This window comes from Algirhabdus cladophorae, from assembly GCF_044772865.1.
Classification (GTDB): Bacteria; Pseudomonadota; Alphaproteobacteria; order Rhodobacterales; family Rhodobacteraceae; genus Algirhabdus; species Algirhabdus cladophorae.
In genome coordinates this window covers 1,957,788-1,973,401 of record NZ_CP173029.1, presented here as the reverse complement: position 1 = coordinate 1,973,401, position 15,614 = coordinate 1,957,788, and the positions used below count along the sequence as shown (strand labels likewise).

Here is a 15,614-nt window from a genome sequence, read left to right as displayed (position 1 = left end):
TGTTTTGGGTAAAGGTAAGGCGGCCCGTTTCCGGACCGCCTTGTGTTAGAGTAGCCGTGGCTTAGCGGGGCAGGTAGATCTTGGCCCAGTTCGCATAACCTTCACGGTATTCTTGCAAGTCGTTCCAGACTTTCTGGAAGAAGGGGTCGCCTTCGGCCAGTTCTGCTGCGACTTCGTTCCAGTTCTCTTCGAACATGGCCAGCATCTCGGGCGACCATGTTTTGATGGTCACGCCGTTGTTTTCAGCGTTGTCGACCATAGCCGCAAAGTTTGTTGCTTCGCCTTCAGCCAAGTTGGTTGTGATGTTGGCAAGGCAGGCTACTTCGATCTGCTTTTTGGCAACATCAGACAGATCTTCATAGACGTCTTTGTTGATCAGCAGTTCAAACAACGTCGATGGCTGGTGCCAGCCAGGGAAGTAATTGTACTTGGCGATTTTGTGGAAGCCCAAGCGCGCATCGATCCGGGGCATCGAGAATTCTGTCGCATCAATCGCACCACGCTCAAGGGCGGGGAAGATGTCAGAGGCACCCAGCAAGGATGTAGAGACACCCATTTTCTGCATGACTTTGGCGCCGAGGCCGAAGAAACGCATGTTCAAACCTTCCAGATCCGCAGGACCTGTGATTTCGTTTTTGAACCAGCCGGATGTTTCTGGGGCGATCACGCCGCAAGGTGTGGCGACAACGTTATAACCGTTCTCGTCATACATTTCCTGCCACAAGGCAGCACCGTCGTCATAAAGGATCCATCCCAGGAATTCGCCAGCTTCTGGGCCAAATGGAACAGCGGCAAACAACGATGCCGAGTTGATTTTGCCCTGCCAGTAGCCGGATGTCGCATAAGCGGCGTCTACGGAACCGTTCGAGACAGCGTCCAAAGCTTCGAGCGTTGGAACCAGCTTGCCTGGATCAAAGTGCTCGAATTCTACGTCCGAGGAAATGCCGTTGATTTTCTCAACAAAGTCGGTGCCCGCAGTGCCCAAGATTGGCAGGTTCTTACCGAATGAGGATGTCATTTCCAGTTGAGTTTGTGCCTGAGCCGTGCCGGTCAGCATGGTGGCTGCCGCAAGGGCTGCGATTATTTTGGTTTTCATTATTTCCTCCCAATTAAGTGGTCACAAAGAAATTGCTCCTCTGTCTCCCCACAGAATCACTATTTTGGTAAATTAATCTTACCAAAGTTGCGAGGCAATACGTAGTACTGCGTAGACTTTTTGGGGTGGGATGACGCTAAGATAGCGTGGGTTAAGATTTTGGCAATGTTTATTAGGGGCTTAACAGTCGAGCAAAAACGCCCAAATAAATTGCATTTTCCTTGAAATTCGCAAAAACCATGGGTTCTGAGTGATTTCTTTTGGGTGCGACCTTGATGGTTGCGATCGCGACCTCTTTTGCGTTGTCGTTTTTTGGGCAAAAGTGTATACGCTTGGATACAATACTTCACATCGGAATGAGGGATCGCCCGATGCCCAAAAGCAGTGATGCCATCCCCCACGGCGGATTGGCCTATGATCGTTTGATTGCGGCGTTGCGCAGTGGCGATTTGCAGCCGGGGGATCGGTTGCGCGAAGTGGAGCTGTCGCAGGATTTTGCCCTGTCGCGTACGCCGATCCGCGAGGCACTGCGCGCGCTAGAGGCCGATGGCATTGTCGAACACAAACCCCGTCTTGGTGCGGTCGTGCGCAGGTTGGGGTATGGTGAAGTGGTCGAGTTATATGAAACCCGCGTGGTTTTGGAACGGACGGCGGCACAATTGGCCGCCCAGCATGCGACGGCGGCTGAAATTGACGAAATGACGGATTTGAATGCGGACATAGCTGCCACGTCGGATCCCAGTGTGGCCGCTGGATTGAACCAAAACTTTCACCGGTGTTTGTACCTTGCCACGCGCAATCGGTTTTTGGGTCATGCGGCGCGCTCGCTCAATAATGCGTTGATGCTGTTGGGGCCGACCACTTTGGCGGACGAGGCGCGTATCCAAACCGTGACTGCCCAGCACGATCTTATCCTAAAGGCCCTGCGCGCCCGCGATAGCGCAGCTGCGGGGGCTGCGGCAGAAGAGCATTTGCAAACCTCCCTGCGGCACCGTTTGAAGGTGTTGCGCGAATGATCCGTGTGGCGATGACCTTTGCCATCGCGCTATCGGGTGTGGCTGCCTTTTGGATCCTTGGCCTGCCGTTGCCATGGTTGCTAGGCCCCATGGCGGCCTGCCTGATTGCGGCCCTATGTGGCGCGCCTTTAAAGGGCATCAAACCAGTGAACGACGCTATGCGCACCATTTTGGGCGTGGCGGTGGGGGCGACATTCACCACAGCTTTGGTGGTCAGCATGGCGGATCTTTGGGCCACCTTACTTATGGTGCCGGTGATGGTGGCCTGTATTGGGCTGCTGGGCGTACCCTATTTCCAACGGGTCTGGGGCTATGATTTTCCAACGGCCTACTATGCCACGATGCCTGGTGGGTTGCAGGATATGATTGTGTTCGGCGAGGAGGCCGGGGCCAATGTACGTACCCTGTCGCTGATCCACGCCACACGGGTTTTGGTTATTGTGGTGGCTTTGCCGCTTTTGTTGACCACGATCTGGCAAGCGGATCTGAGCAGGCCACCCGGTGTGCCTGCCGCAACTCTGCCGATCAGTCAGATGGCGTTGATGGTCTTCTGCGCCCTTGCAGGCTGGCAATTGGCCAAGCGGGTTGGCTTGTTTGGCGCCTCCATCTTGGGGCCTATGATCCTTACGGCGATACTGTCTCTTGCGGGCATCTTGCAGCACCGCCCCCCGGCCGAGGCAATTTGGATGGCGCAGTTTTTCATCGGGATGACAGTGGGGTCGAAATATGCTGGCACCACCATGGCTGAGGTCCGGCGGGATGTGGTGGCAGGATTGGGCTTTTGCGTCATTTTGATGCTGCTGACCGTGGTGTTTGTCGAAGCGATCTATGGGCTGGGACTGGCCAAAGGCATGGAGGCGCTGCTGGCCTTTGCCCCGGGCGGGCAGGCGGAAATGACTGTTTTGGCCCTGATTGTGGGGGCTGACATGGCGTTTGTGATTGCGCATCACGTCTTGCGGATGTTGATCGTTATCCTCGGAGCGCCGATTTTTGCGAGGATCATGTCTGGGAAGTAGAGGCTTGCTGGTTTTTTTTATGGCGGGGGGTAGGTCTTGGTGCATCGGCGATGCATCTGTGGACCGTCCCGTTTTTGAAAACGAAGCGATGGTGGGCGACCCTGGAATCGAACCAGGCGTGCGTCTCCGCGAGGGAGTTACAGTCCCCTGCCACACCTTGCGGCCTGTCGCCCACTGGCGGTTCGGATACATGGGCGTTGCGGGTGCGTCAATATGCAAATGTGATGCTTTTTGCTGATCTTTGGTTTTTGAGTATTTTTGGAAAAAAGAAACTGGGGTGGTTTTGTTGGGCTTGCTGGTTTAGGCGGGAAGCGAAAAGGAAATTGCGATGAAAAAGCCAAAGTGGGTTGTGGAAAAAGAGCAGGCCAAGCGCGCGTCGGCGGCGGCCACGGTGTGGTTGTTTGGCATTCATGCGGTGCGCGATGCTTTGTTGAACCCGGCGCGGGTTCGGTTGCGGTTGGTTGTGACCAAAAATGCGGCTGATCGTTTGGCAGAGGCTATTGCGGCCAGTGGGATGGAGCCTGAAATATCGGATCCGCGCAAATTTGCAGCCCCACTGGATGCCCAATCGGTGCATCAGGGGGCGGCGTTGGAGGTCAAGCCGTTGGACTGGGGGCCGCTTGATGAGGTCTGTATGGCCAAAGACGGGCAAGCGCCGCGTGTTGTTTTGTTGGATCAAGTGACGGATCCGCATAATGTGGGAGCGATTTTGCGGTCCGCTGAGGTGTTTGGTGCCCGCGCCGTAATCGGGACCCAGCGCCACAGTGCGCCGGAGACAGGGGCACTGGCGAAAACCGCCTCGGGGGCCCTAGAGCGTCAGCCCTATCTGCGGTTGCGCAATCTGTCCGACAGTATCGTGGCCTTGCAAAAGATGGGCTATGTGGTTTTGGGCTTGGACGGTGAGGCAGAGATGACCATCGAAGAGGCCGTAGAGGGCAAGCGCAGCTATCCCATTGCCTTGGTCATGGGCGCGGAAGGCCCCGGTTTGCGGGCCAAAACCAAAGATACAGTGGATTATCTGGTGCGAATTGACGCAGCGGGCGGGTTTGGATCGCTCAACGTCTCGAATGCAGCCGCAGTGAGCTTATATGCGTCCAAACCCTGATCGGAGCCGCCTATGCCTGCCACAAAGATTGCCACCTGTTGCTATTGCGGGGCCAGATCTGCGCTGACATTGGGCGGAAGCGTGCAGCACGAATTGGCCTGTAGCAATTGTGGCGCGCCTTTGCATGACCTCAAAATGTTACCAAAATCGCAGATCAAACAAGCCGATGCCGGCCATCGTGGGTTGGTCAAGCCCAGCCGGATCACCCAAAAACCTGCTAAACCGATCAAAGGATATAAGTGGGACAAGCCGAAAAAGTCCAAGAAGAAACCGAAGAAAAAGAAGGGTTTGGGTCGTTGGTTGATGGAAGAGGCTTGGGATGCGGTAGAGGATATTTTTGACTAAACCGAGTGTGGCGCTGTCTTGAAACAGCTCTCACAGTTTCGTGCAGATACTATCTGAATTTGAACGGATCGGCCATGTTGTGTGCAACGATACACCAACCTGATGGAGCACCCCATGACAACCCGCCGCCAATTCCTGAGTTTTCTTGCTGCCAGCCCTGTGGCGGCCTACGCTTTGCCTGCCTTTGCGATGACCCCAAAAATCTATGCAACAGACGGCGTAGCAATCAACGGCTATGATCCAGTGGCCTATTTTACCCAAAGTGCGCCGGTTGAAGGCGTGGCCGAACACACCAGCATGCTGGACGGGGCGACGTTCCGGTTTGCCAATGCAGACAACAAAGCACTTTTTGACAGTGATCCTGCGAAATATGCGCCTCAATATGGTGGATATTGCGCCTACGCCGTCTCGAAAGGTGGCACTGCCAGTACATCGCCCAATGCCTGGACGGTTCATGAGGGCAAGCTTTATTTGAACTACAATCGCACTGTGCGCGGCATCTGGAGCCGCGATATTCCGGGAAATATTACCAAAGCCGACGCCAACTGGCCCAATGTGTTAAATTCGTAGGGATTGTTAACGGCTTGTTCACAAGAATCTTACATCCTCTGGTTTGAAGCACAGGAGACCCTATCTTTGTTTCATGAACGCAAACGTGGAACATTTGCGTTTGACGACACTGTCCCTCGTTCCATAACTGCGCCCGGCCTTTTGGTTCGGGCGCTTTTTTTGTTGTATGGCCGGCTCAGAGCGATAGGAGGGGGCCATGGTTTATTCTGATCCTTTTTTGCGCGATATCCTGACGCGGGTGAAAACTGTAGCGGTTGTTGGGGCCTCGGCCAATCCGGTACGCCCCAGCTATTATGTGGCCCGATACCTGTCTTTGAAGGGGTTTACGGTGATCCCTGTGAACCCGGGTGTGGCCGGGCAGGAACTGTTTGGCCAGCAAGTGGTTGCCAGCCTGTCGCAGATTACTCAGCCCGTGGATATGGTGGATATCTTTCGCGGATCAGATGCCGTTCCGGGCATTGTGGACGAGGCGCTGGCCTGTTTTCCCAAACTTGACGTGATTTGGATGCAAATTGGTGTGCAGCATACCGAGGCTGCAGCCAAAGCCGAGGCGCGCGGGATCACAGTGGTGCAAAATCGCTGCCCAAAGATCGAGTATCAGCGCCTGTTTGGGGAATTGCGCATGGCTGGGTTTAACACTGGTGTGATCAGCTCACGGCTTTAACGCGCGGCTTTTTCGGCAATGCCAGAGGTGCCCTGACGCGATTGCAGTTCTGCCATCACATCGGCCAAATCAACGTCACGCGCCGCCAACATCACCAGCAAATGATAGAGCACATCGGCGGCTTCTGAGGTGAGGCCCGCGCGGTCGCCTTTCACCGCTTCGATGATTGCTTCCACAGCCTCTTCGCCAAATTTTTCGGCGCATTTTTCTGGGCCCTTAGAGAGCAACTTTGCGGTCCAGCTGCTGTCAGGGTCGGCCGTTTTGCGCGCCGCAATGGTTGCGGCCAGATCATCTAGGGTCATGAGAGCCTCATTGGAATACCTGCTGCGGCCATGTGTTCCTTAGCCTCGGCAATTGTGTAGTCCCCAAAGTGAAAGATCGACGCGGCAAGCACGGCACTGGCGCCGCTTTCTGTTACACCTTCGACCAAATGGTCCAAATTGCCAACGCCGCCAGAGGCGATGACCGGGACCGGGACTGCGTCTGAAATGGCGCGGGTCAGGGGCAGGTTAAAGCCTGCACGGGTGCCATCCCGGTCCATGGAGGTCAGCAGAATTTCACCCGCCCCTTTGGCCACAACGGTTTTGGCAAATTCTACGGCGTCGATGCCTGTGCCTTTGCGACCGCCATGGGTGAAAATCTCCCATTTGCCTGGGCTGACGGTTTTGGCATCAATGGCCACGACAATGCACTGGCTGCCAAAGCGGTTCGCGGCCTCGGCCACAACATCTGGATTGGCCACTGCGGCAGAGTTGAAACTGACCTTATCTGCACCGGCCAGCAGCAATTTGCGCACGTCCTCATGGGTGCGCACACCGCCGCCGACGGTAAGGGGCATAAAGCACTGCTCGGCTGTGCGCCGGGCCAGCTCGTACAATGTGCCACGATTTTCATGGGTGGCCATGATATCGAGAAAGCACAATTCATCCGCGCCAGCCGCATCATAGGCACGCGCGGATTCAACGGGATCGCCAGCGTCGATCAGATCAACGAAATTCACGCCTTTGACCACGCGGCCTTCAGCCACGTCGAGGCAAGGGATGATGCGGGTCTTGAGCATGGGCAGGGGCCTGATCAGAAATGAAGGACTGTTGTGTGGCGGTGTCTACGCAAAAACCGTGCGTTAGTCAGCAAGCATTTTCAACGCTTGGCCCAGATCAATAGCGCCGTCATAAAGGGCGCGTCCCGAGATAGCGCCATGAATGACCCCTGTTTCTTTGAGCGCGCGCAGATCAGCCATGGAACTGACGCCACCTGACGCAATCACTGGAATATCAACGGCGCGGGCCAGATCGGCTGTGGCAGGGGTGTTTGGACCCTGCATTGCGCCGTCACGGTTGATGTCCGTGTAGATGATGGCCGCGACGCCTGCGTCCTCAAAGGATTTGGCAAGGTCGGTCACCATCATATCAGTCTCTTCAGCCCAGCCACGGGTGGCCACGCGACCGTCGCGCGCATCGAGGCCCACGGCCACTTGGGCCGGAAAGGCACGGGCGGCTTCGCGAACCAGATCGGGGTTTTCGACCGCAACGGTGCCCAGAATGACCCGGGCCAACCCTTTGTCCAGCCAACGTTCGATCGTGGCCATGTCGCGGATGCCGCCGCCCAATTGCGCAGGGGTCTTGGTGGAGTCCAAAATTGCCTCGACGGGTGCTGCATTGACCGGCTCGCCTGCAAACGCTCCGTTCAGATCGACCAAATGCAGCCATTCGCACCCTGCATTCACAAACTCCATCGCCTGAGCAGCAGGGTTGTCGTTAAAGACCGTGGTTTGTTCCATGTCGCCTTTGAACAGGCGCACGGCTTGACCGTCTTTGAGGTCGATTGCAGGGAAAAGGATCATTGGATTTCCTTGGGGCGTGGCGTTTGACCAGCTTTTGGCATGGAGGTGCCGAAAATGTAAAGCGACCTGACGTTAGACTTGATCCCCAAGGGCGAAATTGCGCAAGATGAATGCGTTCTAGGGAGGAATACACTCATGAAACGTACAATGATGCTGGCCGCTGGTCTGATTTTCGCAGCAGGCGCTGCCTTGGCGGATCCGGTTTTGGGAACATGGAAGACCGAAGTTGATGACGGCGCTTATGCCCATATCAAGATGAGCACCTGTGGCAGTTCGATCTGTGGTGTGATCCACAAAGCCTTTGATGCAAGCGGTCCGATTGCCTCGGAAAACGTTGGTAAAAAGTTGGTTTGGGACATGAATGCCAAAGGCAGCGGATCGTATAACGGTGGCAAAATATGGCAGCCGTCCACAGGCAAGATCTACAAGTCCAAGATGTCGCTGTCGGGTAATTCGCTGAAAGTGTCCGGCTGTGTTGGCCCGATTTGCAAAAAGCAAACATGGAGCCGCGTGAACTAAACCCTCACGGCATCCATTGTAAGAAGTTCGAGATGAGCCGGAGCCCTGTGCTCTGGCTTTTTTCTGGGTGGAACTGCATACCGATTTTGGTGCCTTCGCCAACGATTGCTGTGATGTCGCCTGCATAATCCACATGGGCCAGTCGCGTGGCGGGATCGCGAACCTGCATGTGATAGCTGTGCACGAAATAGACGTGATCGCCGGTGTCGATGCCTTGGGTGACGGGGTGGGCCGCGTCGATGATCAAGTCGTTCCAGCCCATGTGCGGCACTTTAAAACTTGGGTCTTGCGGCGTGATCGGGACCACCGCGCCATCAATCCAGTCAAACCCGTCTGTATCAGTGTATTCGCGGCCCACGCTTGCCATCATTTGCATGCCAATACAGATGCCAAGGAAGGGCCGCGCCTTGACCTCGACCGCCTCGATGAGCGCGTCATAGAGGCCATCTTTGGCCATGAGGGCAGCTTTGCAGGCCGGAAACGCGCCATCGCCGGGCAGCACGATCCGGTCGGCGTTTGCCACAACATCGGCATCACTGGTCACAACAACTGTGCCGGCGTCCGCCTCGGATGCCATGCGTTGAAAGGCTTTTTCCGCCGAATGAAGGTTGCCGCTGTCGTAGTCGATCAGAACTGTCAGTTGGCTCACAGGCTGCCCTTTGTTGATGGGATCGCGTCTGATTTGCGCGGATCAATTTCCAGCGCATCACGCAAGGCCCGGGCCACGGATTTAAACGCAGCCTCTACAATGTGGTGGCTGTTAAAACCGTGCAGTGTGTCGATGTGTAACGTTATACCGCCATGGGTGCTGAACGCCTGAAAAAACTCGCGCACCAATTCCGTGTCGAATGTGCCGATTTTCTGGGTTTGCAGGTTCAGATTGCAGATCAGGTAAGGGCGGCCGGACAGATCCAGCGCCGTGCGTACCTGGGCATCATCCATCGCAAGGTGGCAACTGCCGTAGCGGGTCATGCCGCGCTTGTCGCCCATAGCTTGGGACAGGGCCTGACCCAGTGCGATACCCACGTCCTCAACGGTGTGGTGATCATCAATGTGCAAATCGCCAGTGGCGCGAATTTTCAGATCCAACAGCGCGTGGCGCGCCAATTGATCAAGCATGTGATCAAAAAAACCGACGCCGGTTTGATTGTCATAACTGCCTGTCCCATCAAGGGCCAAGTCGATCTGGATATCGGTTTCCGCAGTTTTGCGAGCGATGGTGGCATGGCGCATGGCATTGGCCCCTTTTGGCTGTCGGGGCGCTTATATCAAAAACCGGGCAGGGGCCAAGGTCGCAAAGCCGCAAAGAACGGCCTGCGTCGCAATCAAGTCACGGTCGGTGATTGGGGGGAGGGGTGCGTTTGGCTATTCGCCAATCGCAGTGAGCTTTTCAAAGCCTTTGGGCAACATGATATCGGTAATGTTGTCTGGCGCAGGAAGGCTGCTGGGCCGCAAGGAGTTGTCGATAAAGCGTTTGAGCATTTCCGAATAGAACGCCAGTTCCGTTGACAAGTCGTGCAGCCGGGTCAATTCACGGTGCGCCATCTTGCTGCCATCGGCCGTCATCACATCGGTTTCCAGAGCTTTGGCCAGATTAAACAAGGGCATCGCGATATCGGTCAATGCCTCGGAGGCGAGTTTATCGCGGTAATCGACGCATTGCGGGATAAAGCCGATCTCGCTGCGCACGATGGAAAACAAGTTGCCCATAAAGTGCTTAAATCGGCAAATAATTTGACGCGACCCGTCGGACAAAGCGGACGAAATGAGGTGAATGCCTGCCAACGAGATACCTTGGGTATCATATTGAAAATCGGGCAGGGACAGCACTTCTTTAGATTTTTCCAGCCTGCGCACACTTTGCGAAAGTTCAGCGGCAAGGCCATGATCAAGGACTTCTTCAATGCGGGTTTTGGTGTTGAATGTAACGCGGTTCCGGAATTCAGCACCTAGAATTTCAGCCGAACGAACATGGACCACATTGTCCAGGTCGATCTGTAAGGTCATGATGAACCGCTGACTGCTGGTTGGAAACTTGGTTACATTGGTCATTTACACACTGCCCTCCGTCGCTGATCTTAAGGTAACCCAATAAACGTTAAGATGCCGTTAACTTAGCTGAGATTTTGGCAATTTAACGCGCTCTGTTGTTTTGTGTCGCTGCGTCTTTTTGGTCTGTAATGCAGTATTGTGACGCTTGCCACTTCACCCTATAATACCGCTGTGGTTGTGGGATGCGGTGAAAATGGCTAATAAAACAGACCCTAAGACAATGATCGTTGGAATCGGCTCATCCGCTGGTGGATTAGAGGCGATCCGCGAATTGGTGGGAACATTGCCCACGGACGTCGACGTGTCCTACGTGATCGTCCAGCACATGTCGCCGCATCACAAAAGCCTCATGACCGCATTGGTAGGGCGAGAATCTAAACTATCCGTTAAGGATGTGTCCGACGGAATCGAACCCGAGGCCAACACAATCTATGTCACCCCACCCAAGACCGATGTGGTGGTCAAAGGCGGGCGGTTGCGGCTGGAAGACCCATCGCCTGAAATCGCGTCACCAAAACCCTCGGTAGATCGCTTTTTGATTTCGCTGGCCGAGGATTACGGCCCAAATTCCATGGCCATTATTTTGTCTGGGACGGGGTCCGATGGGGCCTATGGCGTACAGGCGATCCGCGAAGCAGGGGGCATCACCATTGCCCAAGACGACAGCAGTGCAAAATATGACGGCATGCCAACTTCTGCGGTTGAGACCGGCTGCGTTGATTTGATTCTGCGTCCAATGGATATCGGTAAGCATTTGGAAAAAATCCTGTCGAGCCCCCGTGATTTTAGGGCGTTTCGCAAGGATGATGTGGATTTGGCCCCTGTGGACGATCTGCTCCAGATTTTGCTGGCCCGCACGCGCGTGGATTTCCGCGAATACAAGCAGTCGACGATCCAACGGCGCATCGAACGGCGCATGGTGGCCTTGGGCATCGACACCCAAGAGGAATACACGGCATTTTGTCGGCGTAACCCCCATGCGGTAGATGCGCTGTTCAAGGATTTGCTGATTTCGGTGACGCGGTTTTTCCGCGATGGCACGGAATTTGATGATTTGCGCGAATGTCTTCCGGAGTTGCTGGAAAAGAATAAATTCGGCCGCCTGCGCGTTTGGGTGCCGGGCTGTGCAACAGGGGAAGAGGCCTATTCGGTGGCCATGTTGCTGGCCGAAGAATTGGGCGGACCGGAGGTTTTGCTTAAGAACCAAGTGCAGATCTTTGCCACGGACATTGACAGCGCCGCGATCCAAATGGCGCGCAGCGGGATCTATAATGCCTCGGCCTTAAGTGATGTGCCCAAGCCACTTGCGGAAAAGTACTTTGTGCGTCACGGCGACGGTGTGCGCGTGATCGAGATGCTGCGCAGCGCGATCCTGTTTTCAGAACACAACCTGTGTCAGGATCCGCCATTCCAAAACGTTGATTTAATTTCATGCCGCAACCTGTTGATTTACTTTGGCAATAGTCTGCAGCAGAAGGTTATGTCGCGGTTCCATTATTCAATGAAGTCAACATCGCTGCTGTTTTTGGGCACTGCCGAAAGTGTGGCGGGCTCAGACGATCTGTTTGCCCAACGCAGCGAAAGCGCCAGTCGGATCTATCAAAAGCGTACGCTCAACAAACGCGACTTTGTGGCCACGCGGATCCAGTCCAATTCCTTCACTGCGCCCAAGAAATTCCGCACCGTAGAGCGGCCCGAGATCAAAGGCCCGTCCTCTGAAAGGCAGCTTTTTGATGCCTTGGCGACCTCTCTGGGCGAAAATTCGATTCTGGTGGCGGATGACTATTCGATCATTCAGGTCTATGGCGATATCTCGAAATATATTGAACTGAGTGCGACCAGCAATTTACGGCTGCAAATCAACCTGTTGCGATCCCCCTTGCGGGAGGAGGCGCGCAGTTTGATCACCCTTGCGCTCAAGCGCAGTACAATGCGATCGGGCGTGCGGCATTTGTTGTCAAAAGAAGACGACCGCGAGGTTCGTTTGGACGTCTATCCCATCTATGCCAAAGGGATTAACGAACGCGCGGCTCTGGTGGTGTTTTCGCCGATTGATATCGCCCCTGCGGACGTCAACACTCTGCCGGTGGGGGAAACGACCGAAGTCTCGGAAATCGCCCATGATCGGATCCAGACCCTCGAGGCCGAGGTGGCGACCACGCGCGAGGCGCTACAGCAAACCATCGAAGAATTGGAAACCTCGAATGAGGAATTGCAGTCGCTCAACGAAGAGCTGCAATCGACCAACGAGGAATTGCAGGCGACCAACGAAGAACTGGAAACCTCAAACGAAGAACTGCAATCCACCAACGAGGAACTGATCACAGTCAACGAAGAATTACAGGTTAATTCTACGGAACTTGCAGAACGCACCAGCGAATTGGTGTCGGTTTTGGAAAGTGCGCCTGCGGCTATTTTGGTGGTCGACAGCGCCTTGCAGGTCAATCAAGCCACCCATTCCGCGATCAAATTGTTCAAACTGCCATTGCCCTTGTCGCGGCCCCACATCAGCCAGTGCGCGTTGCCCGAAGGGTTCCCATCGCTTGGGCCCATCTGCAATGAGGCGCTGCAAATCGGCCATGCCAGCACCAAAGAGTTCGTCTCGCTGGGCTCCAGTTTCAAAATCAATTGTTCGCCGTTTTTCGACACGCGCGGGCGATTATTGGGGGTCACGATTGTGGTGATGGAATTCCCTGAACTGGCGCGGGACATGGAATTGATCCTCGAAAAGTCGCCGTTCTTGATGAACAATCGCACCAAAGAGGGGACTATTTTGCGGATCTCCAAAGAGGCCGCCAAAGCAATGAATGTGAGCCGTCACGAGGCCGAGGGCAAAACCCTGAGCCAGTTGATGACCCAAGAAGAAGCAGACATCGTGATGCAAAAGGACCAATATCTGATCTCGCATCCCGATCAGGTTCTGCGAGAGACAGAACAGGTCACCCCAAAAGGCGGGGGCGATCCGATTTGGGTGTCAAACAACACCTTTGCCTACCATAACAATGCCATTGACGAGATCTCGATCTTCTCATTGGGCACGGATGTGACCGAGATTGTTGAGGCCCGCAATGAACTGGCGCTGCAATTGCAGCAAAGCGAGCTGTTGCAGGAAAAATCCGGGATCGGGCACTGGAATTATACCGTTGGAACCAAGGTGCTTTATTGGTCCCCGGGGGTGTTTGATATCCACGGGCTGAACCCTGACCTTTACGATCCGGAGGTTGAGAGTGCATTGGACTTTTACAAGCCAGGTAAAGACAGCAAGATGGTGACCAAAGCCTTTGAAAAGGTTTTGGAAGATGGCGGCGAGTTCGAGTTAGACGCTACGATTATCCGGCGCGATGGATCCGAAGTGCCGATCAAATCCCATGGCGTTGCTGTCAGCAATGACAAAGGCCAAGTGATCCGCATTTTGGGGCTTTTGCAGGAACGTCAGGTTTAGGTTTTATCTTGGGCCACTACGCGCTGGTTTGCGCGTCCTGTGGGGCGTCTTCGTTGTGAAACAGCGCTCTGTAATGGGTGTTGGTGGCGCGCATGACTCCGGGGCTTTCTAGGGCGGTCATATGACCCTTTTCCAACAGCAAGACTTTGTTGACATAATCCAGCGTGGACGGACGGTGGGTGACGAACAGGATCGTGGTGTCGGCCATTTCCCGCACCAAGGTTTCCAGAATTTTGCGCTCGTTTTCGCCGTCTAGGGCGCTGGTTGCCTCATCAAAGATATAGATCTTGGCCTTTTTTGCCAAAGCGCGGGCAATGCCGACACGCTGTTTTTGGCCGCCTGACAGGCCTTTGCCATTTGGCCCTACGGCTGTGTCCAAACCGTTTGGCAATGTCTCTAGGAAGTCACCCAGTTGTGCGTTCAGCGCTGCCTTTTGGACCTCTTCATCCGTGGCCTCGGGATTACCATCGCGAATGTTTTCCGCAATCGTGCCATCAAATAAAAACACATCCTGTGAAATCAAAGCGATATTGTCGCGCAGTGCTTGGTGGTGCAGATCCCGCAGGTCTGTGCCGCCGATTTCAATGCAGCCTTCTTGTGGGTCATAAAAGCGTTGTACAAGGTCAATCAGTGTCGATTTCCCTGCACCTGATTGGCCCACAACAGCCACCCAATCGCCAGCCTCAAGCCTGAAATCGATCCCGTCGAGGGCTTTGGATTTCTGGTTGTAGAAAAAGCTGACGTCATTAAATGCAAGAGCAGGGGACACGTCGTGCAATGTTTTTGTGCCGTCTTTGCGCTGATCGGACGGTTCATCAAACAGCTCGAACATGCGGCCCACGTGGACCAGACTTTTTTGCAGCTCGACCCAGGTTTTTGAGATCCGTTCTGCAGGCTGGTAAGCCATTAAGAACGCAGTGATAAAGGCTGTAAATTCGCCGGGAGTTTTGCCATTTGTGATGGTTTGCCACGCAGCATAAACCACGAAAACCCCGATAACGATCCCGCCCAACAGTTCCATCAAAGGCACCGTAGCGGATGTGATTTTGACGATTCCCAACAGCCGTGTTTCAAGGGCGGTCACCGCCTCTTCGAACTTTGAGATCGATTTCTTTTCCAACCCGTAGCTTTTGACGGTTTTGATGCCTTCAAAGGCTTCAGCCCCCACGGCAAAATAAGCCCCGGTCAGTTCAGTTTCAGCCCCCGCCGCGCCGCGCACACGGTTCGACAGGGTCGAGACGATAAAGAAGATCAACGGAAAGATAACAGCGCTGAGCAGCGTCATCAGCGGGTCCTGTAACAGCATAACCGCCAAGAGGCCCAACAGAACCATAATATCCAAGAACAGCTTATTGGTGGCGCCTACGACGGTCTTGCCACAGGCCTCACCGAACAGTTTGACCTGCGACATTTGCATGGCTGCGTGTTTGCCCGCAAACTGACGCACGTCCTTGGCCAGCAGTTTGCGAAACAGCAGCTTTTGATAAGATGACACAATCGACCGATTGAACATCGCTGAAATGATCGAATTGACGTAGCCAAAAAAGCTTTTGCCCAATGACACACCAACAACCAAAGCTGCCACGTAGTAGGCCGCTGACGTGTCTTCAGCGACAAAAACATCGTTTACAATCAAGCGGGTGGAATAGGCCAAAGCCGAGGTGAACCCCGCCACGCCCAACATGCACACGACCGACAGCAGATACAGCTTCCAGCGCGGCGGCATCGCTTCTTTGAGCAATCGCTTTCCATAAACCCGCGTTTCCGCGGCAGACATTACGCCGGATGTTGCCATGTATTTGCCTTTTCGTTCAGCCTGCCTGCGCAGGTTGGTCAAAGATTGCGCCACCTCTAGCGCGGTGGCTGGGGCAGGTCCAGTGACCCCGCCGCGTCACAGTGCCGAGTGCGGCGAACCGTGGCGGTCCTGCATCGGGTGCATATAGGAG

General features: G+C 54.7%; 16 protein-coding genes and 1 tRNA gene. 8 read left to right on the top strand and 9 right to left on the bottom strand.

Annotation, left to right across the window (positions count from 1 at the left end):
- Positions 1-61 precede the first annotated feature (61 nt).
- Positions 62-1,096 carry a TRAP transporter substrate-binding protein gene (locus tag ACIRQ6_RS09620; RefSeq protein WP_420860369.1) on the bottom strand — a complete coding sequence of 345 codons (1,035 nt, stop codon included), beginning with the start codon at positions 1,094-1,096 and terminating at the stop codon, positions 62-64.
- A 371-nt stretch (positions 1,097-1,467) separates the two neighbouring features.
- Between ACIRQ6_RS09620 and ACIRQ6_RS09615 the strand changes: the two genes are divergently transcribed.
- Positions 1,468-2,112, top strand: a complete 645-nt coding sequence (locus tag ACIRQ6_RS09615; RefSeq protein WP_420860368.1) for a GntR family transcriptional regulator — start codon at positions 1,468-1,470, stop codon at positions 2,110-2,112.
- The gene (locus tag ACIRQ6_RS09610) at positions 2,109-3,128 is read left to right on the top strand and encodes an AbrB family transcriptional regulator (RefSeq protein WP_420860367.1); all 1,020 of its coding nucleotides are present in this window, start codon (positions 2,109-2,111) and stop codon (positions 3,126-3,128) included. The genes ACIRQ6_RS09615 and ACIRQ6_RS09610 overlap by 4 nt, the downstream gene beginning before the upstream one ends.
- A gap of 89 nt (positions 3,129-3,217) precedes the next feature.
- Here the strand turns inward: ACIRQ6_RS09610 and ACIRQ6_RS09605 are convergent.
- Positions 3,218-3,301 (bottom strand) — tRNA-Tyr (locus tag ACIRQ6_RS09605).
- Between the two features lie 155 nt (positions 3,302-3,456).
- Between ACIRQ6_RS09605 and rlmB the strand changes: the two genes are divergently transcribed.
- The 4 genes from rlmB to ACIRQ6_RS09585 all read left to right on the top strand — a co-directional run bounded on the left by rlmB (position 3,457) and on the right by ACIRQ6_RS09585 (position 5,812).
- Complete coding sequence (rlmB, locus tag ACIRQ6_RS09600) at positions 3,457-4,233, top strand: 23S rRNA (guanosine(2251)-2'-O)-methyltransferase RlmB (protein ID WP_420860366.1); 777 nt, start codon at positions 3,457-3,459, stop codon at positions 4,231-4,233.
- A gap of 12 nt (positions 4,234-4,245) precedes the next feature.
- Entirely contained in the window at positions 4,246-4,578 is a 333-nt protein-coding gene (locus ACIRQ6_RS09595; RefSeq protein ID WP_420860365.1) for a hypothetical protein, read from the top strand.
- Positions 4,579-4,692: 114 nt separating this feature from the next.
- Positions 4,693-5,148: a YHS domain-containing (seleno)protein gene (locus tag ACIRQ6_RS09590; protein WP_420860364.1), complete on the top strand. Its 456-nt coding sequence runs from the start codon at positions 4,693-4,695 to the stop codon at positions 5,146-5,148.
- A gap of 196 nt (positions 5,149-5,344) precedes the next feature.
- The gene (locus ACIRQ6_RS09585) at positions 5,345-5,812 is read left to right on the top strand and encodes a CoA-binding protein (RefSeq protein ID WP_420860363.1); all 468 of its coding nucleotides are present in this window, start codon (positions 5,345-5,347) and stop codon (positions 5,810-5,812) included.
- Here ACIRQ6_RS09585 and ACIRQ6_RS09580 read toward each other — a convergent pair.
- From ACIRQ6_RS09580 to hisA, 3 genes are all read right to left on the bottom strand, one after another.
- On the bottom strand, positions 5,809-6,114 hold the full coding sequence (locus tag ACIRQ6_RS09580) for a phosphoribosyl-ATP diphosphatase (protein ID WP_420860362.1): 306 nt from the start codon (positions 6,112-6,114) through the stop codon (positions 5,809-5,811). The two genes, ACIRQ6_RS09585 and ACIRQ6_RS09580, sit on opposite strands and share 4 nt — an antisense overlap.
- Entirely contained in the window at positions 6,111-6,872 is a 762-nt protein-coding gene (gene hisF / locus ACIRQ6_RS09575; protein ID WP_420860361.1) for an imidazole glycerol phosphate synthase subunit HisF, read from the bottom strand. Before hisF ends, ACIRQ6_RS09580 begins: the two co-directional genes overlap by 4 nt.
- Before the next feature lie 63 nt (positions 6,873-6,935).
- Positions 6,936-7,655, bottom strand: a complete 720-nt coding sequence (gene hisA / locus ACIRQ6_RS09570; RefSeq protein ID WP_420860360.1) for a 1-(5-phosphoribosyl)-5-[(5-phosphoribosylamino)methylideneamino]imidazole-4-carboxamide isomerase — start codon at positions 7,653-7,655, stop codon at positions 6,936-6,938.
- Between the two features lie 135 nt (positions 7,656-7,790).
- On the opposite strand from hisA, the gene ACIRQ6_RS09565 reads away from it, so the two are divergent.
- Positions 7,791-8,174, top strand: a complete 384-nt coding sequence (locus tag ACIRQ6_RS09565) for a DUF2147 domain-containing protein (protein WP_420860359.1) — start codon at positions 7,791-7,793, stop codon at positions 8,172-8,174.
- A 4-nt stretch (positions 8,175-8,178) separates the two neighbouring features.
- Here ACIRQ6_RS09565 and hisH read toward each other — a convergent pair whose 3' ends face one another.
- From hisH to ACIRQ6_RS09550, 3 genes are all read right to left on the bottom strand, one after another.
- Complete coding sequence (gene hisH / locus ACIRQ6_RS09560; RefSeq protein WP_420860358.1) at positions 8,179-8,823, bottom strand: imidazole glycerol phosphate synthase subunit HisH; 645 nt, start codon at positions 8,821-8,823, stop codon at positions 8,179-8,181.
- Entirely contained in the window at positions 8,820-9,407 is a 588-nt protein-coding gene (hisB, locus tag ACIRQ6_RS09555; RefSeq protein WP_420860357.1) for an imidazoleglycerol-phosphate dehydratase HisB, read from the bottom strand. The genes hisH and hisB overlap by 4 nt, the downstream gene beginning before the upstream one ends.
- A 132-nt stretch (positions 9,408-9,539) precedes the next feature.
- A complete protein-coding gene (locus ACIRQ6_RS09550; protein WP_420860356.1) occupies positions 9,540-10,226 on the bottom strand; it encodes a hypothetical protein in 687 nt (228 codons plus the stop codon).
- A gap of 193 nt (positions 10,227-10,419) precedes the next feature.
- Here ACIRQ6_RS09550 and ACIRQ6_RS09545 point away from each other — a divergent pair, with 193 nt between their 5' ends.
- Positions 10,420-13,668, top strand: a complete 3,249-nt coding sequence (locus ACIRQ6_RS09545) for a chemotaxis protein CheB (RefSeq protein ID WP_420860355.1) — start codon at positions 10,420-10,422, stop codon at positions 13,666-13,668.
- Between the two features lie 16 nt (positions 13,669-13,684).
- On the opposite strand, the gene ACIRQ6_RS09540 is transcribed toward ACIRQ6_RS09545, so the two are convergent.
- Entirely contained in the window at positions 13,685-15,445 is a 1,761-nt protein-coding gene (locus ACIRQ6_RS09540; protein WP_420860354.1) for an ABC transporter ATP-binding protein, read from the bottom strand.
- Positions 15,446-15,614: the final 169 nt, after the last annotated feature.